The sequence below is a fragment of the Hafnia paralvei ATCC 29927 genome (assembly GCF_001655005.1).
Lineage (GTDB): Bacteria > Pseudomonadota > Gammaproteobacteria > Enterobacterales > Enterobacteriaceae > Hafnia > Hafnia paralvei.
Genome location: NZ_LXET01000029.1, coordinates 16,414 through 38,133, shown reverse-complemented (window position 1 = coordinate 38,133; position 21,720 = coordinate 16,414). Strand labels below are relative to the sequence as shown.

The following is a 21,720-nucleotide window of genomic DNA, read 5'->3' as shown; positions in this document are numbered from 1 at the left end:
GAGGCCATGGCCTCCTTTCTTTTTCTTCATAGTCCAATCACGGATTAGTGATTACGCATGTATTCGTCCATATCCGTTTTTAAGTTATCTGATTTGGTACCAAAAATAGCCTGTACGCCTGAACCAGCAACCACAACGCCTGCGGCACCTAATTTCTTCAAACCAGCCTGATCCACTTTCGCCACATCCGCTACGCTCACACGTAGACGAGTGATACACGCATCCAGGTTAGTAATATTGTCTTTGCCCCCAAACGCAGCCACTAACGCCGCAGACATTTCGTCACTGCTCTGGGCCTTCTGTTCTGAAGACGAATCTTCACGGCCAGGTGTTTTCAAGTTCAGTTTGGTTATTAGCACGCGGAAAATAACGTAGTACACCAAACCGTAAGCAATCCCCACAATAGGGAACAACCAAATTTTGCTGCTGTGACCACTTTGTAAAATAAAGTCGATCAACCCAGGAGAGAATGTCGTGCCATCACGCATTCCCAACATGATGCAAATAGGGAACGCCAGACCGGCCAAAATAGCATGAATAGCATACAAAATTGGGGCAACAAACATGAACGAGAACTCGATCGGCTCGGTGATCCCCGTCAGGAAAGAGGTCAACGCCGCCGAGATCATAATCCCGCCGACTTTAGCGCGGTTTTCTGGCTTAGCAGAATGCCAAATCGCAATCGCCGCTGCCGGCAGACCGTACATTTTGAACAAGAAGCCACCAGACAGTTTACCTGCTGTTGGATCACCCGCGATATAGCGAGGAATATCGCCGTGGAACACCTGACCGGCCGCATCCGTAAACGAACCCACTTGGAATTGGAATGGTACGTTCCAGATGTGGTGCAAGCCGAAAGGTACTAACGCACGTTCAACGAGGCCATAAATACCAAATGCTACTTTTGGATTTTGATAGGCCGCCCACTGAGAGAACCACTGAATTGCCGAACCCACCGGTGGCCAAATAAAGGCCAAGGCAATACCAAACGCAATAGCAGTTAGGCCTGAAATGATCGGAACAAAACGTTTTCCCGCGAAGAAGCCCAAATAGTCAGGCAGCTTAATGCGGTAGAAGCGGTTAAACATATAGGCTGCGATAGAACCTGCAATGATCCCCCCCAACACACCGGTATCGGCTAAATGCTTTTCGGCAATCTCAGCAGCCGGAATATGCAATACCAGCGGTGCAATAACGGCCATGGTTTTCACCATGATGCCATACGCAACCACTGCAGCCAGCGCAGAAACGCCGTCGTTATTGGTAAAGCCAAGTGCGACACCAATTGCAAAAATCAACGGCATATTGGCGAATACCGAACCACCGGCTTCAGCCATCACGTGCGAGACTACTGCGGGTAGCCAAGTGAAGTTGGCCGAGCCGATACCCAGCAGAATGCCTGCAACGGGCAAAACGGACACCGGCAGCATCAGCGACTTACCTACTTTTTGCAGGTTTGCGAATGCGTTTTTAAACATAGTTGAGAGTGCTCCTGAATAAAATAGTGCTCTTTTATTAGCGCGTTCGCGTATACCCGAGAATCACGCCACGCGCAGGAAGAGAACCTGAACGCAGTAGAAGTGTCGTTGCACTTCCTTAATTTTTACACAGGGTAAAATAAATACCCTCTAATGTGTTTGATGGTTGTCACGCTTCAGCAAATACAGAGATCTAAATAACACTTTTGGTATTTAATCGTTAAAAAAATCACCACTGTGATGCGTATCAAACCTTTGAAAAGCTATTTTCGACCAGAAAGATACGCGTTTGAATGATTAATTACGAGCTATAAAATAAATAGATATTATCCACGTTGTGGCAAAGCCACTCCAAACAGGCTAACAAAGTTATCTGTCGTTTGTTGCGCTAAAGCCTCTGGCGTCATTCCTTTTAGCACCGCAAGATATTCAGCGACGTCACGCACATAGGCAGGCTGATTCTCTTTACCACGATGTGGAACAGGAGCCAGATAGGGAGAATCGGTCTCAACCAGCATTCGGTCAATCGGTACGTAGCGGGCAACTTCACGCAACGCATCGGCGTTACGAAAAGTCACAATGCCAGAGAATGAAATGTAAAAACCCATATCTAACAGTTGGCGAGCCGTGTCCTGATCTTCAGTGAAACAGTGCAAGACGCCACCACATTCATGCACCTGCTCTTCTCGCAAAATGTCTAATGTGTCCTGACGCGCATCTCGCGTATGAACAATCACCGGCTTATGCAACTCACGGCCGATGCGGATATGCTGGCGAAATGACTCTTGTTGCAAAGGAATATTGTCTTTCTGATAGAAGTAATCCAGACCCGTTTCGCCCATGGCAACCACGTCTGGCGCGCTAGCAAGCTGACGCAGTTCGGCATAATCATAGCCGCCATCCAGATTGAGTGGATGTACACCACAGGAAAATGCAACATTATCGCGCTGACCAATTTGCTTGCGCATCGCCAGATATCCCGGCAGCGTCGTTGCTACCGCCAACACAAAACCCACATCACGAGCTTTTGCATCGGCTAAAACGCTATCGACGCTTTTGTGCAGGTTTTCGTAGTCCAGTCCATCTAGATGGCAATGGGAATCAACTAAATACATAATTTATAACCTGATAAAATAGCTAGCCGTGCAGCCGTCAACGACGTTACTACACGGCAGGAGGGAAAGACTCGCTCCACAAGCACAGCTGACGCGTGAGCATAAGCTCACGATTCAGCCCAACGGTGGTGAGAAGCTGATGACGGCAGAAAATCCATTGCTCTAGCTGCTGTTGCAGCACTAGGGTTGCCTGAGTTGATGCTAACTGATGTACCAGCGGCTGCTGATCCAAATTCATGAGCGCCGTAGTGACACCCTGCTGAAGTTTTATTGCATCCAGTAACAATGCACATAACCATGTAAGACGATGATCAACGTTTTCATGATTCAGCAGCGGCAATAACTGCATCCACTGACGCTGAGGAATGGCCTGCTGCAATCCCTGACATAGTTGAAGGCGTTGTTTCCAGATAGTTGGCTCAAGCAGTGCTAACGCAGCAACTGGGGCGCCTCCATTCAGGCGTAATGCCGTACGCATCGCCGTTTCGTCACCTGGCTGCTGTGTGTGCAACCAACGTAGGCTTAGCGCTTCGTCAGGAACAGGAAGGTGGAGATAGAAGCAGCGGCTACGCAAGGTAGCCAGTAAGTTTGCCGGTTCGCGAGTACCTAAGAGAAAATAGGTTTTCTCGGGTGGCTCCTCAAGCGTTTTCAAAAGCGCATTGGCCGCCGCTTCTGTCAAGGTTTCAGCCAATGGCAAGAGAACGACTTTTGCGCCCCCTTGCTGAGCATGCGCATAGAGTTGCTCGATAATCTGGCGTACGGGTTCGATCCCGAGGCTAGATTTCCCTTTTTCTGGCTGTAAGTGATACCAATCGGGATGATTGCCGGCCAGCATCAAACGGCAGCTATGGCACTCGCCACAGCTTTTATCGCCGTTTGGCCTTTGACACATCAGCCAGCGCCCAAGAGCATACATCAACGAATCATCGCCACATCCTGCAATCGCATGAACCAGCAAAGCATGATGCCCTCGTCCAGCCTGATGTTGCCCTACCAGTTGGCGATAAGGTGCACTCAGCCACGGATACCAGTTCACTCGCCATGCTCCTGCTGTTTGAACCAAGCTTCAAGCGCTAAGCGAATCGCTGCGGTTACTTCAGGAAGCGTTTGTGATGCATCAACGGTGATAATGCTTGCGTCCTGCGCCGCTAATTCCAGATAACGTGTGCGAGTACGCTCAAAAAACGCCAAAGATTCCTTTTCAATACGGTCTAAAGCACCTCGACTACGCGCACGCTCTAGACCTATCGCCGGCGGTAAATCCAGATAGAGCGTTAAGTCCGGTTTGAAATCACCCAAGACAGTATCGCGCAGCGACTGCATCAACCGAGAATCAATACCACGTCCACCGCCTTGATACGCCTGTGAAGAGAGATCGTGACGATCGCCGACCACCCACGCCCCACGAGCCAGCGCAGGTTTAATCACGTTATCAACCAGCTGTACCCGCGCGGCGTAAAGCATCAACACTTCTGCTTTGTCGGTAAGTTTTTCGTTCTCGACGCCCTGTTTGACGAGATCGCGTAGTTTCTCTGCCAATGGTGTACCGCCGGGCTCACGTGTGAAAACGATATCCTGAATCCCCTGCTGACGTAATACATCAACCACGGTATCACGCGCTGTCGTCTTCCCTGCCCCTTCAAGGCCTTCTATCACGATGAACTTACTTTCCATTCTTTTCCCTTAGCACCTGCAAATAATCCCGCACGGCTTGATTATGACTCTGTAAGTTGGTGGTAAATACGTGCCCACCTTTACCATCAGCGACAAAATATAAATAAGATGTTTTATCTGGATGCGCCGCCGCCTCTAAAGAGGCTCGGCTTGGCATAGCAATCGGCGTTGGCGGCAATCCTGATATAACGTAGGTATTGTATGCGGTTGGCTGCAGTAAGTCGCGCCGCGTCAAGTTGCCGTTGTAAGCGTTGCCTAGGCCATAAATGACGGTAGGGTCGGTTTGCAGACGCATCCCAATACGCAGACGATTGATAAATACCGAAGCAACTTTACCTCGCTCCTCACCCACACCCGTCTCTTTTTCGATAATTGACGCCATAGTGACTAATTCTTCCGGCGTTTTATACGGCAGATTTTTCTCACGTCCCTGCCATATTTCATCAACTTCTTTGTTCATGCGGCTATAGGCGCGCTTAAGCAACATCTCATCACTGTTACCTGCAGTGTAATGATAGGTATCAGGATACAGCCAGCCTTCAAGGGATCGCCCTTCGGGTAAGCCAAGCATTTTAGCAATTTCAGCCTCGCTTTTATTGGCTACGTTTTGCTTCAAACTAGGCGATGCAGCTAGTACCTGCATCCAATCCTGTAAACGCGTCCCTTCGATAAAGCGCACCGTAAACTGCGCTTCTTTGCCACTTTTCAGCAACTCAAGAAACTGACGTACGGTCATCCCCGGCGTAATGCGATACGTGCCCGCTTTAAAATTAGCGAGCTCTGGTTCTATTTGTAATAACCATGGGAAGTAATAAGAATGAGTCATCAGTTTATCTCTCACCAATAACCCTTCAAGCGCAACGCGGCCAGTTCCAGCCGGAAGTTTAAAGAGTGTTTCCTGAGAGATCGCCAAAGGCGTTCGGGCAAACTTCTGCACCTGATAATAGCCCCAAAACAGGGTCGCCAGCAGAATCAGCATGCAGACAACAAGGAGTCCAAACAGTTTTTTCTTCATTCAACCGCCAATCTTTACTCACGCCACGGGGCTAAGACACCCTGGTAATAAATAGTTCGCCAACTGCCGAGAATGGAAGTGATACTCCCCCACTTCATTTACTGGCAGTAACGGCATTAAAGAGTTACATACAAAAACTTCATCCGCATCCTGCAATGTCTGCATAGGTTCGGAAACCACGGCTAATTCGTACACGCTGTCTGCTAGCAAGGCCATAATCCGTTGGCGCATCAAACCGTTTACCCCAGCGTACTCAAGAGACGGAGTGTAAACCTGCTTTCCTTTACGCCAAAACAAATTAGCCGCACAGCATTCCACTAGCCTATCCTTGGTGTCAAGCACCAAAGCCTCATGCGCGTCTGTCTGCTCAAGACTTGCCTTAATCAGTACCTGCTCCAAACGATTAAGATGTTTTATGCCGGCTAAGGTAGTGTTGATGCCTAGACGGATTGGGCTAATCGCGAGTGAGATACCATTCTGCTGCCATTGGGAATATTGCGGCGGCAACGGGCCGTTAGTGAAAATGCGTCTTGGCTGATCGGCTCCCGCAATAGAATAACCGCGGCCTCCACTCCCGCGAGTAATGATAGCTTTAACAAAGCCATCCCCAGCAGATCGTGCAACAAAAAGAAACTCATCTCGCCACACAGTCCAGTTCACATTGCCGATCAGCAACTGTTCACAGGCCGTCTGCATTCGATTTAAATGTGCTTCTAGATGATCGATTTTTCCCTGCACGCAGCGTGCGGTGGTAAAACAGCCATCACCGTAGTGCAACCCCCGATCGTCGAGCGGTATCGTCTCTGCAGGTTTCCCATTAAGCCAAAACATAACAAACTCCCGACGCGGCCCAAGACACGCTATCTCAGTGTGATTTTCATATTTTAGCGTTTCAAATTACGCAGGTAAAAAAAATGGCCCCATAAGGGCCATTCGATTTATGCAGATAATAACGCTACCCGCTAACGTAGCTTAGATTTTGCGAAAAATCACAGAACCGTTAGTGCCACCAAAGCCGAAGGAGTTACACAGCGCATATTCCAGACCCTTCACCTGACGAGCTGCACCAGGTACAAAGTCAAGGTCGCAACCTTCATCTGGATTATCCAGATTAATGGTTGGCGCAACGATTTGGTCACGCAGTGTCAGAATGGTAAAGATGGATTCAACCGCACCAGCGGCACCTAAGAGGTGACCTGTCATCGATTTGGTAGAACTCACCATGACTTTACCGGCATCTGCCCCGTATACGCTTTTCACAGCCTGAGCTTCTGCTTTATCGCCCGCCGGAGTAGAAGTTCCGTGAGCGTTGATGTAGCCAACCTGAGATGCATTCAAGCCCGCATCACGCAAAGCATTCACCATCGCCAGTGCTGCACCTTCACCGTTTTCCGGTGGAGAAGTCATGTGGTAAGCATCGCTACTCATACCGAAACCTACGATTTCAGCATAAATTTTTGCACCACGCGCTTTCGCATGTTCGTATTCTTCAAGAACCAGAATACCAGCGCCATCACCGAGAACGAAACCGTCACGATCTTTATCCCATGGGCGGCTTGCCGCTTGCGGGTTATCGTTACGCGTTGACAGTGCGCGTGCGGCACCAAAGCCACCAACACCCAGAGGCGTGCTCGCTTTCTCTGCACCACCTGCCAGCATGACGTCTGCGTCGTTGTACGCGATCATACGTGCTGCATGTCCGATGTTGTGCACACCAGAAGTACACGCCGTTGCAATGGAAATGCTCGGGCCACGTAGACCTAACATGATGGTCAAATGACCTGCCACCATATTCACGATGGTTGAAGGCACGAAGAATGGGCTGATTTTACGTGGTCCGCCTTTAACAAGCGCACCATGGTTTTCTTCAATCAGGCCAAGCCCGCCAATACCAGAACCGATAGCGGCACCAATACGTGGAGCATTTTCTTCTGTAACTTCAATCCCAGAATCTTTAAATGCCTGAATACCGGCAGCGATCCCGTACTGAATGAAGGCGTCCATCTTGCGTGCATCTTTACGCGAGATATAGTCTTCACTATTAAAATCCTTTACTAAGCCAGCAAAACGCGTTGCATAGGCGCTAGTATCGAAATGGTCGATTAGGCTGATGCCACTCTGCCCGGCCACGATAGCATCCCAAGTGGAATCTACAGTATTGCCGACAGGAGACAACATGCCCAGTCCGGTCACAACAACTCGACGCTTAGACACGTTTGTCCTCCAGGGAGGGAATTTAATTTGAAACTCTATGAGAGCAGGAAAAAACGTAGGCGGTCGAATGACCGCCTAGATGTGTTCGATTACTTGTTCGCAGATTCGATGTAGTCGATTGCTGCTTGAACAGTAGTGATCTTTTCTGCTTCTTCGTCCGGAATCTCAGTATCAAACTCTTCTTCCAGAGCCATAACCAGTTCAACGGTGTCAAGAGAATCAGCACCCAGATCGTCAACGAAGGAAGCAGCATTCACGACTTCGTCTTCTTTAACACCCAGCTGTTCGATAATGATTTTCTTAACGCGTTCTTCGATAGTGCTCATACTCTTAAATTTCCTATCAAAACTCGCTTTCGCGATGGTTTTCGTAGTGTATTGAAAGTTGAAAAAGATGCAACTAAATCCCGGCTGGTCAAACCACGATTTTGCGCTATTTTGCGGTCATTCCCTCAAAAAACGCAAATTTTTTTCGTGATTTTTAGATCATATACATGCCGCCATTGACATGTAAGGTCTCACCGGTGATATAGCCAGCTTCATCTGAAGCTAAAAAAGCAACAGCATTCGCGATTTCTTTTGCATCACCCAAGCGGTTAGCCGGGACCTGCGAAAGAATACCGGCACGCTGTTCATCCGTTAACGCACGAGTCATATCAGTTTCAATAAAACCGGGTGCCACGACGTTAACGGTAATGCCACGAGAAGCAACTTCTCGTGCTAGAGACTTACTAAAGCCAATCAATCCTGCTTTAGCGGCCGCGTAGTTTGCTTGTCCTGCATTACCCATTGTACCAACAACAGAGCCAATGGTGATAATGCGGCCACAGCGTTTTTTCATCATAGCTCGTAAAACCGCTTTTGACAGACGGAATACGGAGGTCAGATTTGTATCTAAAATATCCTGCCATTCGTCGTCTTTCATACGCATCAACAGGTTATCACGAGTAATACCGGCATTATTGACTAAAATGTCAATTTCACCAAATTCAGCACGGATAGCGCTTAAAACTGCATCAATAGAAGCCTGATCGACGACGTTTAGGTTATAGCCTTTGCCGTTTTCACCAAGGTAAGCGCTAATATCTGCAGCACCCTTATCGCTTGTTGCTGTGCCAATAACGCGTGCGCCACGGGCCACTAAACTTTCAGCAATAGCGCGGCCAATACCACGGCTAGCGCCGGTGACCAGTGCAATTTTTCCTTCGAAGCTCATCATTTTCCTCTTCTTATTGTGCAAGCGCTGCGGACACTGATGCGGCATCGTTAATCGCTGCTGCAGTCATAGTGTCTACAATACGCTTGGTCAGGCCAGTCAGAACTTTGCCCGGTCCAACCTCCAGCAGATGCTCAACGCCCTCACCTGCCATAAATTCTACCGACTCGCTCCAGCGAACTGGGCTATACAATTGGCGAACAAGTGCATCGCGAATCGCCTCTGGAGAGGTTTCGGTTTTCACATCGACGTTATTGATTACTGCAAACTTCGGAGCATTGAATGTCACTTCTTGCAGCGCAACGGCCAATTTCTCAGCCGCTGGCTTCATTAGCGCGCAATGCGATGGCACGCTGACAGGCAACGGCAACGCACGTTTTGCCCCGGCAGCTTTGCATGCAGCACCGGCACGTTCAACGGCATCTTTGTTACCAGCAATAACAACCTGACCTGGCGAGTTAAAGTTTACAGGAGAAACAACTTCCCCTTGCGCAGATTCTTCACACGCTTTAGCAATAGCGTCATTATCCAGACCGATAATGGCAGACATCGCACCTGTTCCTGCTGGAACGGCTTCCTGCATCAGCTTGCCGCGCAGCTCAACCAGACGGATCGCCTGTTTGAAATCCAGCACACCGGCACAAACCAGCGCGGAATACTCGCCCAAGCTGTGACCCGCCATCATCGCAGGCTGTGCACCATTCTGCTGCTGCCATACACGATAAATAGCGACAGACGCCGCCAACAGCGCTGGCTGAGTCTGCCAAGTTTTATTCAACTCTTCGGCTGGACCTTCCTGAACCAGTTTCCACAGGTCGTAACCCAAAGCATCAGAGGCTTCAGCAAAAGTCTGCTCTACAATCGGAAATTGAGTCGCGAGATCGGCCAGCATGCCGACAGTCTGCGAGCCCTGCCCCGGAAATACCATTGCGAATTTAGACATTTTTATATTCCTGATATTCTATTTCTAATTCAGCACGATAGAACAAAGTTACCCTGTCACTTAGGATAACTTCATCCCACACATTATTAGAAAAAGCTTAACAATTAAAAGCGAACTAAAGCAGAACCCCAGGTGAAACCGCCACCAAAGGCTTCGAGCAGAATCAGTTGACCACGCTGGATACGACCATCACGCACCGCTTCATCTAGTGCACAAGGCACCGATGCGGCAGAAGTATTACCGTGACGATCCAGTGTTACCACCACATTATCCAGCGTCATACCCAGCTTTTTCGCCGTCGCGCTGATAATGCGCAGATTTGCCTGATGCGGAACTAGCCAATCCAAGTCACTGCGTTCAAGGTTATTCGCAGCAAGAGACTCGTCAACAATGTGGGCGAGTTCTGTCACAGCAACTTTAAACACTTCGTTACCTGCCATCGTCAGGTATGCTTGATCGTCGGTATAACGCTGGCGATTTGGTAACGTCAGCAATTCGCCATAACGACCATCAGCGTGAATGTGCGTAGACAAAATACCCGCCTCGTCAGAAGCGCCCAGCACCACAGCTCCCGCCCCATCACCGAATAAGATCACCGTGCCGCGATCTTGAGGATCCAATGTGCGGCTCAAAGTATCAGAGCCAATCACCAACGCATGTTTTACCGCACCGTTTTTGACATATTGATCGGCAATGCTCAGCGCATAGGTGAAGCCAGCACAAGCGGCAGCAACATCAAACGCCGCGCAACCTTTGATCCCCAGCATATTTTGAACTTGGCAAGCGGCGCTTGGAAACGCGTGAGTCGCAGATGTTGTCGCAACAACAATCAGGCCAATCTCATCTTTATCAAGCCCAGACATCTCAAGCGCATGCTTAGCCGCTTCAAATGCCATGGTTGACACGTTTTCATCCGGCGCTGCAATGCGGCGTTCGCGGATACCTGTACGGGAAACAATCCACTCATCAGACGTTTCAACCATACGTTCTAAATCAGCGTTGGTACGCACTTGTACGGGCAGATAGCTCCCCGTACCGAGAATTCTTGTATACATGTACGATCAATCACTCTTGGGTAATATCGCCTCAAGGCGCAGGGCAATTCGCTGAGGAATTTGCCTTTGCACCGCCTGCACAGCCTGTTCGATAGCAACAGCGAACGCTTTTTGGTTCGCTGCGCCGTGGCTTTTAATCACGGTGCCACGCAATCCTACCAGACAAGCTCCATTATACTGGTCGGGGTTCAAGTCACCGAAACGCTTAGCGATTCTTTTTTGTATCCAGCGTCCCAATAACTTTAACCACCAGGAGCGTCTGCGCTTCTCTCCCGGTGATTTAAGAAGGGACAGGAACATACGCACCACCCCTTCCATTGTCTTTAACGTAACATTACCCACGAAGCCGTCACAAACCAACACATCTGTTTTGCCCGTTAGCAAATCATTGCCTTCCAGATAGCCGATATAGTTAATCGCTGGCGTGCTCTTAAGCACAGCGGCGGCTTCGCGGATATTGTCTAAACCTTTACACTCTTCTTCACCAATATTTAGCAGGGCTACGCGTGGCGTTGCTACGCCAACGAGTTCTTCGGCCATTACCGCACCCATCACGGCAAACTGCACTAACATGGCGCTGCTACTTTCAACGTTAGCGCCTAAGTCTAGCACTACCGTTTTACTTTTTTGCTGATTAGGCAAAACCGTCATTAACGCTGGACGCTCAATACCGTCTAAAGGCTTAAGCATCATTTTTGCCAGCCCCATCAGCGCACCGGTATTTCCCGCGCTAACGACGGCCTGCGCTTCACCATTCTTCACTAAGTCGAGAGCAACGCGCATCGATGTTCCCTTGCTCGTACGGATCGCGTGAGAAGGTTTAGCATCGTTGGAAATTACAGACTCAGCAGGAACCACACGCAAACGTTCTTGAAGCGACGGATCGGCTTTAGCAAGATAAGGTGCGATGGCGTCGGGTTGTCCGACAATCAGAAGGTATAGCGACGAAGTAGAGGCCAGTGCCTGCAAAGCTGCAGGCACTGTGATGCAAGGACCAAAATCCCCGCTCATAGCATCTAACGCTAGGGTTAGACGAGTCAAAGTATCGCCTTGTAAATACTAAAAGTATTACTTAACGATAACCTTGCGACCGCGGTAGAAACCGTCCGCAGTGACATGGTGACGCAGGTGAGTTTCACCGGAAACCTTGTCAACAGAGACGGTAGTCGTGGTCAGCGCATCGTGTGAACGACGCATACCACGGCAAGAGCGGGTTTTTTTGTTCTGTTGTACGGCCATTGACCTTACTCCTTGATTACTTACGCTTTAAACTGGCTAATGCGGCAAATGGGTTTGGTTTCTCCGCCTCTGGAGGCAGTTTGCCAAAGACCATGTCCGCTTCGGACACTTCACAGTGTTCAGATTCATGCACCGGAACTACCGGCAGGGCGAGGATAATTTCATCTTCTACCATTGCCAGCAAATCGACTTCACCAAATTCGTTGACTTCGATCGGCTCGTAAGCTTCCGGCAATGCCTCAGCCTGCTCGTCATTGGCGACCGGGCTGAAACAATACGTTGTATGGACTTGCTGTTGGAACGTCTGATTACAGCGCTGACAACATAACGTTACCGTTACGTCGGCATGACCAGTAATCACCGCTAACCGCTGGTTATCAATATTAAATGACAACGACACGGCAACATCGCTATCCACACTGACCACAGATTCAGCAACTCGCGTTACCTGCTCAGACGAATAGAAACCAACGTAATCTAATCGTTTCTGTGCAGTACGAACTGCATCGAGGGTCAAGGGTAATTTTACCTTTTGCATAGGGCGCGCATATTAACTTTGTAAAGACCGAGAGTCAAAGGAAAAGGCCTTGTGGGCGCACTTTCCCTCCAATATTCGCTTCCTGAGCGGCGGACAGTTTAAAATGTCAGATTCAATTACGCCATGCTTTATGGAAAAAATATGTCACCTTTGATTCTAGCCTCTACTTCGCCTTACCGCCGAGCTTTGCTTGAAAAGCTTGGCGTTGAGTTTATCTGCGCAGCGCCCGATACCGATGAAACGCCGAAAGATGGGGAGTCAGCAACCGATTTGGTTCAACGTTTGGCGTTAGAAAAAGCGCTATCGCTGACAAATAAATTCCCAAATAATTTTATTATTGGTTCCGATCAGGTATGTGTCATCGATGGAAATATCGTCGGTAAACCGGGTTCGGTGGAGAATGCACAGCGCCAATTACGCGCCGCCAGTGGAAAAATGATCACCTTTTATACCGGTCTGTGCGTAGTTAATAGTCACACCATGCATAGAGAGATGATCTGTGAAACATTCCACGTTCATTTTCGTCATTTAAGTGATGAAGAAATTCGCGCTTATATCAAGCTAGAAATGCCACTCAGCTGCGCAGGAAGCTTTATGTGTGAAGGTGCGGGAATTTTACTATTTAGCCGTCTCGAAGGCCGAGATCCCAATGCGCTGATCGGCCTCCCGCTGATTGCGCTCAATGAAATGCTACTTAAATCAGGTTACAACGCCCTGCTACACAGCAAAAACAAAGCATAAAAAAAGCCGGAATCACTCCGGCTTATTCATGAGCAATAAGAAAAGTATTACGCCTTTGTCTTGCGCAATACGTCAAGGCAATGGCGCAATTTCTTATCCAACGGCGCTTCAACACGCATGGTTTCCCCCGTATTCGGGTGCTCGAAACGCAATGCTGCAGCATGTAGGAACAAACGATCCAAGCCTGTGCCTTTCAGTTCGCTATCAAACTCGCGGTCGCCATAGCGATCATCAAAGGCAATCGGATGCCCCGCATGCAGCGTATGAACACGAATCTGGTGTGTACGTCCCGTGACAGGACTTGCTTTCACCAGCGTAGCATTCTCAAAGCGCTCCTCCACTTTGAAGCGAGTTTCTGACGGTTTGCCCTCGGCATTCACCCGCACGATACGCTCACCGCTTTGCAGAATGTTCTTCAACAATGGCGCCTGCACCACTTTACAGTGCGACTGCCACTGTCCACGCACCAGTGCGAGATAATCTTTCTGCATACCCTTCATACGCAGTTGTTCATGCAGTGCACGCAAAGCAGAGCGTTTTTTAGCAACTAACAGCACACCCGAGGTTTCACGATCCAAACGATGAACCAACTCAAGGAAACGCGCTTCAGGGCGCAGCGCACGCAATCCTTCGATAACACCAAAGCTTAGGCCGCTGCCGCCGTGAACCGCTGTCCCAGAGGGCTTATTCAGCACCAACAAATAATCATCTTCAAAGATAATGCAGTCGTTGAGCGCGGCGACTTTGTCCAGTTTTGCGGATACAGGCGCTTCATCTCGCTCCGCAATGCGCACCGGAGGAATGCGAACCTCATCTCCAGACTGCAGTTTATATTCTGGTTTAATGCGTTTTTTATTAACCCGCACCTCGCCCTTGCGCACGATGCGATAAATCATACTTTTTGGCACGCCTTTCAGCTGATTGCGCAAAAAATTATCAATACGCTGCCCAGCCTCATCGGCGGCAATCGTGACTAACTTTACTGAGGTGTTATTCATATTCATGGGCGCGATTTTAAAGAGGCAACTCTCTGCATGCCACTTCTTTTTTGAACTCGCCGAAGATAATCATGAAAGGAATGAAAAAGAGACGATGTGGACACGGTTGAGAGAACGTTTGCGCCCGCATTATGCCTAATATACGAGCAACCAGACAGCCTTGTTGTGAACTACTGCAAGAATCTTCCGGATAAGGGCAAAAGTCGTCTTGCTATACAGGGCATTGCAGTGGAATAATGACAAAGATTTCCGCGTTTATTCTCATTAAGACAGGGAAAACGACGGGATTTGACGTTTACTTGATGACACAGAAATGCAGCAATGGCGTAAGACGTAGTGTGAAATCAAGTAATTAGCGGGCTGTGGGTAGCAGTCTGACCAAAATCATGGAATCAGTAATACTCAAATTTTGTAGGGTTATCTACTGATAAACAGTGCTCTGTTTCACAAAGCTGTTTTTTCGCTAAGAAACATAGGCTTACCGAAATATGCGCCCCTATGCAGGCGACAACCGTGAGGTTGACGACTTTGCGATAAGACTCGGGGTCATCGGTCTTCCTCTCGGTCAGGACGTTATTTTGCCCGCAGCTTAGTTGCCAATGCAAAAAAAATGAGTAAGTTTAAGATGAAAAGAATGTTGATTAACGCAACTCAGCAGGAAGAGTTGCGTGTTGCCCTAGTAGACGGACAGCGTCTGTACGATCTGGATATTGAAAGCCCAGGCCACGAACAGAAAAAAGCGAATATCTACAAGGGAAAAATAACCCGTATTGAGCCAAGTCTGGAAGCTGCTTTTGTAGATTACGGTGCTGAACGACATGGTTTTCTCCCCCTCAAAGAAATCGCCCGCGAATATTTCCCTAGCAATTACTCCTCTCATGGCCGCCCAAACATCAAAGATGTTTTGCGCGAAGGTCAGGAAGTTATTGTTCAGGTTGATAAAGAAGAACGTGGAAACAAAGGCGCAGCGCTAACAACGTTTATCAGCCTAGCTGGTAGCTACTTGGTATTGATGCCGAACAACCCGCGTGCAGGTGGTATCTCTCGTCGTATCGAGGGTGATGACCGTACAGAATTGAAAGAGGCCCTTTCTTCTCTGCAGTTGCCTGATGGAATGGGTCTAATTGTTCGTACCGCAGGCGTGGGTAAATCTGCCGAAGCTCTGCAATGGGATCTGTCATTCCGCTTGAAACACTGGGATGCCATTAAAAAAGCCGCTGAAGGCCGCCCTGCTCCATTCCTAATCCATCAAGAAAGCAACGTTATCGTTCGCGCATTCCGTGATTACCTGCGCCCTGATATCGGCGAAATCCTGATTGATAACCCAAAAATTCTCGATCTCGCCAAACAGCATATTGCTGCGTTGGGGCGTCCTGATTTCAGCAGCAAGATTAAACTGTATACCGGTGAAATCCCGCTGTTTAGCCACTACCAGATCGAATCCCAGATTGAGTCTGCATTCCAGCGTGAAGTACGCCTACCTTCCGGCGGCTCCATCGTTATTGACTCGACTGAAGCCTTGACCGCTATCGATATCAACTCCGCTCGTGCAACTCGCGGCGGTGATATCGAAGAAACGGCGTTCAATACTAACCTCGAAGCGGCTGATGAAATTGCTCGCCAGCTGCGACTGCGTGACCTTGGCGGCCTGATCGTGATCGATTTTATCGATATGACACCGGTACGCCATCAGCGCGAAGTTGAAAACCGTCTACGCGACGCCGTCCGTCAGGATCGCGCTCGTATTCAGATTGGCCGTATTTCACGCTTCGGTTTGCTGGAAATGTCTCGTCAACGTCTGAGCCCGTCTCTTGGCGAGTCCAGCCACCACGTGTGTCCGCGCTGTAACGGTACAGGCACCGTACGTGACAATGAGTCTCTGTCTCTCTCGATTCTGCGCCTGATTGAAGAAGAAGCGCTGAAGGAAAACACCAACGAAGTCCACGCCATTGTTCCTGTTCCGGTTGCTTCATACCTGCTGAACGAAAAGCGTGAATCCGTGAGTGCTATCGAGAAGCGTCAGGATGGTGTGAAAGTCATCGTCGTTCCTAACGATCAGATGCAAACACCACATTATTCCGTCGTACGCGTGCGTAAAGGTGAAGAAACCAGCACCCTCAGCTATCTCTTGCCTCAACTCCATGAAGCAGAGAGCCTGACTGCTGAAGAAGAACCGGTACTTGAGCGTAAACGTCCTGAACAACCCGCACTAGCGCCGTTCTCTCTGGATGTTGAGGCTCCGCCGGCTGAAACTGCCACACCTGCTACCGTAGCACCTGCGACGAAAGCCGTTGCTAAGCCTGCTGAACCAACCCAACCAGGTTTGGTTAGCCGCTTCTTCTCTGCACTGAAAAATATGTTTGCTGGTTCAGAGTCAGAGCAAAAACCAGCTGCCGAACCCGCTGCGCCGGTGGAAGAACCTCGCCGCCAGAATCAGGATCGTCGCAACAACAACCGCCGTCAAAATGGACGTCGCGATCGTAATGACCGCAACGATCGTAATAACGACCGCAATAGCGACCGCCCTGAACGCAGCAACGACCGTAATAACGAGCGTAGCAACGATCGCAACGAACGTAACAGCAACCGTGAAGACCAGCGCCGTAATCGCCGCCAGCCAGCACAAGCTGTCAATACTGACGTTAACGTTGATGCAGCGCCAACTGAACAGCGTGATGAACAGCAGCCACGTCGTGAACCACGTAACAACGACCGTCAGCGTCGTCGTACCGAGGATAAACGTCAGGCTCAGCAAGAAGTAAAAGCGCTAGAAAACAACGACGTCGTCGCCACGACCGAAGCCGAAGAAAGCAACCGTGAAGAGAATCAGCACATGCCGCGCCGTCAGCGCCGCCAACTGACTCAAAAAGTACGCTTCACAACGCAGGCTGAAGACGATGCCGCAGCGTTAGCTAAAGCCTCCGTTCCTGCGGTAGTCGTCACGCCGACGGTATCTGAACCTGCGCCGGCTGTTCAGACTGATGCACCACAGCAGCAGGCAAACGAAGAAGAAAGCTTCCGTGATAACCGTCAGGGTGAAAACGGTATGCCTCGTCGTTCTCGCCGCTCACCTCGTCATCTGCGTGTTAGCGGTCAGCGCCGTCGTCGTTATCGTGATGAGCGTTACCCAACTCAGTCGCCAATGCCTCTGGCATTTGCCGCCGCCTCTCCAGAGATGGCATCTGGCAAAGTGTGGATCAGCTATCCAGTTGCACCAACGGCAACGACTGAAGTTGAAGCGCATGCTTCTACAACCGAACAACACCAGACCGAAACACATGTTTCTCCTGTTGCTGAAAACGTTGTGGAACACAGAGTAGAACAACCAGTGGTTGAAACCGTTGTGGCGGCACCCGTCGTTAAGCCAGTCATCATCCCTGCGGTGGTCACTTCTGTAGTAGCAACCTCAGTTGCTGCGGCACCGGCTGCATCGTTAACCACGGATACCGTTGCGGCAGAGCCTGTGACTGAAGTTAAACCTGCAGAACCGAGCATCGACGCGGTAGAAGTTGCTTCTAACGCCCCTGTTGTTGAAGAAACAGCAGCCGAAGAGACAGTGGTCGAGCAGAGTGTTACTGAAGAAACCGCGGAGGCTGTTGCTCCCGTAGTGGCAGAAACTCCTGCTGAATCAGTGAGCGAAGAGCTAACGACTGCTGAATCCACGGCAATCGATGCTGCTGAAGTTCCTGTTCTAGCAGAGACTCAGCCAGAAACGGCGGCGGTTGAAACGCCAGCGACTGAAACAGTAGAGACTAGGGCTACTGAAGACGCTGTCGTCGAGGCGCCTGTACAGCCTGCGGTGGCGACTCCAGCTAAACCGGTTATTGTGGTTGCGGCTAAAGCGCAGCGCGTAGCAACAGCACCAATGACTAAGGCTCCCGCACCTGAGTATGTTCCTTCGACTCCGGCTGTGAGCACTTGGCAGCGCCCTGCTTTGGATCTACAAAGCAAAGGCGGTGCCGGTGGACATGCAGCGGTAAGTCAGGCAACAGCACCGGCAACTAAGCCACCAGCCGTTGATTGATGAGTTGGCTATTGCACTAAATAAAAAACCCGCCATTGGCGGGTTTTTTATTTGTAAACTGACCTCAGAATTACTTTATTAAATAATAAAAACCATTCTCATATGTTTAATAATATATATGCATCAACAATTAGGACAATTATTATTCATCGTTTGAGCTAGGATAAGTTTATTATAGATGAAATATAATTTGCCTAGAGTTTCTGGCATCACAATGTATTATTTCCGCACAGTCTCCGGCTGCATGACGCAATGGGCATGAAGGAAAACCTTAGCCCCCGGAGACTGGCTATTATTTATTCATCAAGCAATCTGATGTAGAACCTTAATATCAAGCATCTCCAACTTCCCTTCAATTTCTTTCACAAAATTCTGGAAGTGTACGGTATTGTTATGGTGATCTACCGCTTCCTGAGACGCCCATACTTCAAAGAATACATAGGTGCCTTTATGGCCAATTTCTTCGTGCAGATCATACTGAATATTACCGACCTCTTGTCTACTAGGATCGACAACGCGTTCTACTGCTCTATGAATGGTTGCTGTATGCTCTGGTTTAGCGATCAAGGTTGCAACTATACGAATCTCACTCATCGTGGTACTCCTTTTCTTTGATTTCACAGATTCATTCATTTAATACCTGCTTTCACATTACGCTTTTTGTCACACAAAATCCCGCAGGAATTCTCATGAATCATACTAATTATCGATAGATCACAACAAACGAGTGCATATTGACGCGTTTCCCCTTATCCTTATTCCCCGCCATAAAAACACATTTTCATCGTTAATTTAAGAATGTGTCTCGCTCGATCTGTATCGTCAACATCACTCAAGACAGTCTTGTCAGCCGGAGCCTTGTAATGACCGTAATGCAGCACGCCCTTAAGATCCGCCGCCCAGATGACTGGCATCTCCATCTTCGCGATGATGAGATGCTGAAAACCGTTTTACCGCACACGAGCCAGCATTTTGCCCGTGCCATCGTAATGCCTAATCTGGTTCCGCCGATCACCAGCGTTGCTCAGGCACAGGCCTATCGCGCACGCATTCTCGCTGCCGTACCGGCGGAGCACGATTTCACGCCGCTAATGACCTGCTATCTTACCGACGATCTCGATGCTAATGAGCTGATCTCGGGGCACGCCGAAGGGGTTTTTACTGCGGCAAAGCTCTATCCTGCTAATGCAACAACTAATTCTAAACATGGCGTAACATCGGTTCCTGGCCTATATCCGCTGTTTGAGAAGATGCAAAAGGTGGGCATGCCGCTGCTGATCCATGGTGAAGTTACCCTGCACGACGTGGATATCTTTGACCGCGAGGCTCGTTTCATCGATGAAGTTATGCTGCCTCTGCGCAAAAATTTCCCAGAGCTGAAAATTGTCTTTGAGCACATCACGACCCAAGAGGCTGCCGAGTTTGTGACCGAAGGGGATAGCTTTTTAGCCGCAACTATCACCCCGCAGCATTTGATGTTTAACCGCAACCACATGCTGGTTGGCGGCATCCGACCACATCTGTTCTGCCTGCCCATACTGAAGCGCAGCACGCACCAGCAAGCGTTGCGTAAGGCTGCCACCAGCGGTAACAGTCGCTTCTTCCTTGGCACCGACTCTGCGCCACATTCACGCCATCGCAAAGAATCCAGCTGTGGATGTGCCGGTGTATTTAATGCGCCAACGGCCGTACAGGCCTATGCAACCGTGTTTGAAGAGGAAAATGCGCTACAACACCTTGAAGCATTTTGTTCACTCAATGGCCCTGCATTCTATAACCTGCCAGTTAACGAGAGCTATATCGAGCTGGTACGTACCCCCGTCACCGTGGCCGAGTCTATCTCCTGTGGTGACGATACATTGATCCCATTCTTAGCCGGAGAAACCGTTCAATGGACGGTCAAGTAAACGACTAATATCCAGAATTGGGCCCAGCCCACTTATTCAGTGGGCTGCAACACCAGATGGAACATAAAATGAGTAACACGGAGAATCTGCTTGAACTGCGCAATATTTGTTTTAGCGTCGATCAACAGATCATTATCGACAATCTCTCTTTAACGCTTCAGCCCAACGAGTTCAAAGTGATTACCGGTCCATCCGGTTGCGGTAAGAGCACTCTGCTGAAAATAATAGCCTCTTTATTCCCCCCCTCCTCGGGCGATATTTTTCTCCATGGGAAAAATATTATTACGATCAAACCTGAAGAGTACCGTCAGAAGGTTTCTTACTGTTTCCAAACCCCAGTTCTATTTGGTGAGATAGTCAGTGATAACCTCAGATTTCCGTATCAAATCCGCGGGGATAAAGTCGACAATGAAAAAATAAAAAAGGGATTGCTACAGTTCGATCTCCCTCTGCACATTTTAGACAAGAAGATTGATGAACTTTCCGGTGGTGAAAAGCAGCGTGTGGCTCTGCTGCGCAATCTACAATACCAACCTGAAATCTTATTGCTTGATGAAATAACCAGCGCTCTTGACGATAAGAATAAAGAAATTGTGCACCAGGTCATTGATGATTTAATCAAGAGCTCTGGCATCGCCGTTTTGTGGGTCACACACAACAGCGATGAAATCCGTCAATCTCATAATCTTCTACGCATGGAAAAACATGAAGCCAAAGGGGAAGAACAGTGAGCGAACATAATATAACCGATCAATCACTGGTTATGGCTCTAGCACTCGTCGCTATCGCACTCCTGATCAGCGGTAAAGAAAAGCTGGGGTTAGAAAAAGACATTATATGGAGCGTAACCCGCGCCATTATTCAGTTGATTATCGTTGGCTATGTCCTGAAGTATATTTTTAATATTGATCATGCCCTGCTAACACTTTTAATGGTGCTATTTATTTGCGTCAATGCGGCTTACAACGCCAAGAAGCGCAGCAAAAATTTAAGCCATGCCTTTGTTATCTCACTAATCGCTATCGTGACGGGTACCGCGCTTACCTTAGCAGTGCTGATCCTCAGCGGCTCCATAACATTTACACCTATGCAGGTTATTCCTATTTCGGGAATGATTGCGGGTAATGCGATGGTCGCTGTCGGACTGTGCTACAACAATCTGCGCCAGCGTTTTGCGGATGAAAAACAAAAAGTACAAGAAATGCTCAGCCTCGGTGCGACACCTAAACAATCATCTGCCGCAATTATCCGTGCCAGCATCAAAGCCGCGCTAATACCGACCGTTGATTCAGCCAAAACTGTCGGGTTAGTCAGTTTACCTGGGATGATGTCGGGGCTTATTTTTGCGGGGATAGATCCTGTGAAAGCGATTCGCTATCAGATCATGGTGACATTTATGCTGCTCTCTACCGCCAGCCTCTCGACCATCATTGCCGGCTATCTCGCCTACAAAAAGTTTTATTCTGATCGGTCACAGTTATTGTAGTTTGATTCGTTGGTAAATACGCCAACCATATAACACGTATATAGGCAAAAAGCCCTGCTCAATAAGCAGGGCTTTTTT

The 21,720-nt window shown here is 49.0% G+C and carries 21 protein-coding genes; 5 read left to right on the top strand and 16 right to left on the bottom strand.

The features are described 5' to 3' along the window. Positions 1–44: 44 nt before the first annotated feature. The 14 genes from ptsG to yceD form a co-directional block, all read right to left on the bottom strand. Positions 45–1,478, bottom strand: a complete 1,434-nt coding sequence (ptsG, locus tag M988_RS07930) for a PTS glucose transporter subunit IIBC (protein ID WP_008813791.1) — start codon at positions 1,476–1,478, stop codon at positions 45–47. Between the two features lie 326 nt (positions 1,479–1,804). Next, entirely contained in the window at positions 1,805–2,593 is a 789-nt protein-coding gene (locus tag M988_RS07925) for a metal-dependent hydrolase (RefSeq protein WP_008813792.1), read from the bottom strand. Between the two features lie 49 nt (positions 2,594–2,642). After that, a complete protein-coding gene (gene holB, locus M988_RS07920) occupies positions 2,643–3,629 on the bottom strand; it encodes a DNA polymerase III subunit delta' (RefSeq protein WP_008813793.1) in 987 nt (328 codons plus the stop codon). Further along, complete coding sequence (gene tmk / locus M988_RS07915) at positions 3,626–4,267, bottom strand: dTMP kinase (protein ID WP_039186365.1); 642 nt, start codon at positions 4,265–4,267, stop codon at positions 3,626–3,628. The genes holB and tmk overlap by 4 nt, the downstream gene beginning before the upstream one ends. Next, positions 4,257–5,282, bottom strand: a complete 1,026-nt coding sequence (gene mltG / locus M988_RS07910) for an endolytic transglycosylase MltG (protein WP_061059946.1) — start codon at positions 5,280–5,282, stop codon at positions 4,257–4,259. The genes tmk and mltG overlap by 11 nt, the downstream gene beginning before the upstream one ends. Positions 5,283–5,300: 18 nt before the next feature. Continuing rightward, positions 5,301–6,113 (bottom strand): aminodeoxychorismate lyase, encoded by an 813-nt coding sequence (pabC, locus tag M988_RS07905; RefSeq protein ID WP_008813796.1) that lies wholly within the window; start codon positions 6,111–6,113, stop codon positions 5,301–5,303. A gap of 141 nt (positions 6,114–6,254) precedes the next feature. Then, the gene (gene fabF, locus M988_RS07900) at positions 6,255–7,496 is read right to left on the bottom strand and encodes a beta-ketoacyl-ACP synthase II (RefSeq protein WP_008813797.1); all 1,242 of its coding nucleotides are present in this window, start codon (positions 7,494–7,496) and stop codon (positions 6,255–6,257) included. 89 nt (positions 7,497–7,585) lie between these two features. Next, positions 7,586–7,822 (bottom strand): acyl carrier protein, encoded by a 237-nt coding sequence (gene acpP, locus M988_RS07895; RefSeq protein ID WP_004092933.1) that lies wholly within the window; start codon positions 7,820–7,822, stop codon positions 7,586–7,588. Between the two features lie 154 nt (positions 7,823–7,976). After that, positions 7,977–8,711, bottom strand: coding sequence for a 3-oxoacyl-ACP reductase FabG (gene fabG / locus M988_RS07890; RefSeq protein ID WP_008813798.1), 735 nt, complete (start codon positions 8,709–8,711; stop codon positions 7,977–7,979). Between the two features lie 13 nt (positions 8,712–8,724). After that, positions 8,725–9,654 carry an ACP S-malonyltransferase gene (gene fabD, locus M988_RS07885; protein WP_008813799.1) on the bottom strand — a complete coding sequence of 310 codons (930 nt, stop codon included), beginning with the start codon at positions 9,652–9,654 and terminating at the stop codon, positions 8,725–8,727. Positions 9,655–9,758: 104 nt separating this feature from the next. Continuing rightward, on the bottom strand, positions 9,759–10,709 hold the full coding sequence (locus M988_RS07880) for a beta-ketoacyl-ACP synthase III (protein WP_008813800.1): 951 nt from the start codon (positions 10,707–10,709) through the stop codon (positions 9,759–9,761). A gap of 6 nt (positions 10,710–10,715) precedes the next feature. After that, positions 10,716–11,750: a phosphate acyltransferase PlsX gene (plsX, locus tag M988_RS07875; protein ID WP_008813801.1), complete on the bottom strand. Its 1,035-nt coding sequence runs from the start codon at positions 11,748–11,750 to the stop codon at positions 10,716–10,718. A 27-nt stretch (positions 11,751–11,777) separates the two neighbouring features. Further along, positions 11,778–11,948, bottom strand: coding sequence for a 50S ribosomal protein L32 (gene rpmF / locus M988_RS07870; RefSeq protein WP_004092921.1), 171 nt, complete (start codon positions 11,946–11,948; stop codon positions 11,778–11,780). A gap of 16 nt (positions 11,949–11,964) precedes the next feature. Further along, on the bottom strand, positions 11,965–12,486 hold the full coding sequence (gene yceD, locus M988_RS07865) for a 23S rRNA accumulation protein YceD (RefSeq protein WP_004092920.1): 522 nt from the start codon (positions 12,484–12,486) through the stop codon (positions 11,965–11,967). Positions 12,487–12,627: 141 nt separating this feature from the next. On the opposite strand from yceD, the gene M988_RS07860 reads away from it, so the two are divergent. Further along, positions 12,628–13,227, top strand: a complete 600-nt coding sequence (locus tag M988_RS07860) for a Maf family protein (RefSeq protein ID WP_064573594.1) — start codon at positions 12,628–12,630, stop codon at positions 13,225–13,227. Between the two features lie 47 nt (positions 13,228–13,274). Here the strand turns inward: M988_RS07860 and rluC are convergent, their stop codons facing one another. After that, positions 13,275–14,231 (bottom strand): 23S rRNA pseudouridine(955/2504/2580) synthase RluC, encoded by a 957-nt coding sequence (rluC, locus tag M988_RS07855; protein ID WP_008813803.1) that lies wholly within the window; start codon positions 14,229–14,231, stop codon positions 13,275–13,277. Positions 14,232–14,850: 619 nt separating this feature from the next. Here rluC and rne point away from each other — a divergent pair. Continuing rightward, positions 14,851–18,249, top strand: a complete 3,399-nt coding sequence (rne, locus tag M988_RS07850) for a ribonuclease E (protein ID WP_064573592.1) — start codon at positions 14,851–14,853, stop codon at positions 18,247–18,249. Between the two features lie 303 nt (positions 18,250–18,552). Here the strand turns inward: rne and M988_RS07845 are convergent, their stop codons facing one another. Next, the gene (locus M988_RS07845) at positions 18,553–18,843 is read right to left on the bottom strand and encodes a putative quinol monooxygenase (RefSeq protein WP_008813805.1); all 291 of its coding nucleotides are present in this window, start codon (positions 18,841–18,843) and stop codon (positions 18,553–18,555) included. Between the two features lie 269 nt (positions 18,844–19,112). Between M988_RS07845 and pyrC the strand changes: the two genes are divergently transcribed. The 3 genes from pyrC to fetB all read left to right on the top strand — a co-directional run bounded on the left by pyrC (position 19,113) and on the right by fetB (position 21,642). Beyond that, positions 19,113–20,156, top strand: a complete 1,044-nt coding sequence (gene pyrC / locus M988_RS07840) for a dihydroorotase (RefSeq protein WP_039186351.1) — start codon at positions 19,113–19,115, stop codon at positions 20,154–20,156. A 68-nt stretch (positions 20,157–20,224) separates the two neighbouring features. Continuing rightward, positions 20,225–20,887: an iron efflux ABC transporter ATP-binding subunit FetA gene (fetA, locus tag M988_RS07835; RefSeq protein ID WP_064573590.1), complete on the top strand. Its 663-nt coding sequence runs from the start codon at positions 20,225–20,227 to the stop codon at positions 20,885–20,887. Next, on the top strand, positions 20,884–21,642 hold the full coding sequence (gene fetB / locus M988_RS07830) for an iron efflux ABC transporter permease subunit FetB (RefSeq protein WP_008813808.1): 759 nt from the start codon (positions 20,884–20,886) through the stop codon (positions 21,640–21,642). Before fetA ends, fetB begins: the two co-directional genes overlap by 4 nt. The last annotated feature ends 78 nt before the right edge of the window (positions 21,643–21,720 follow it).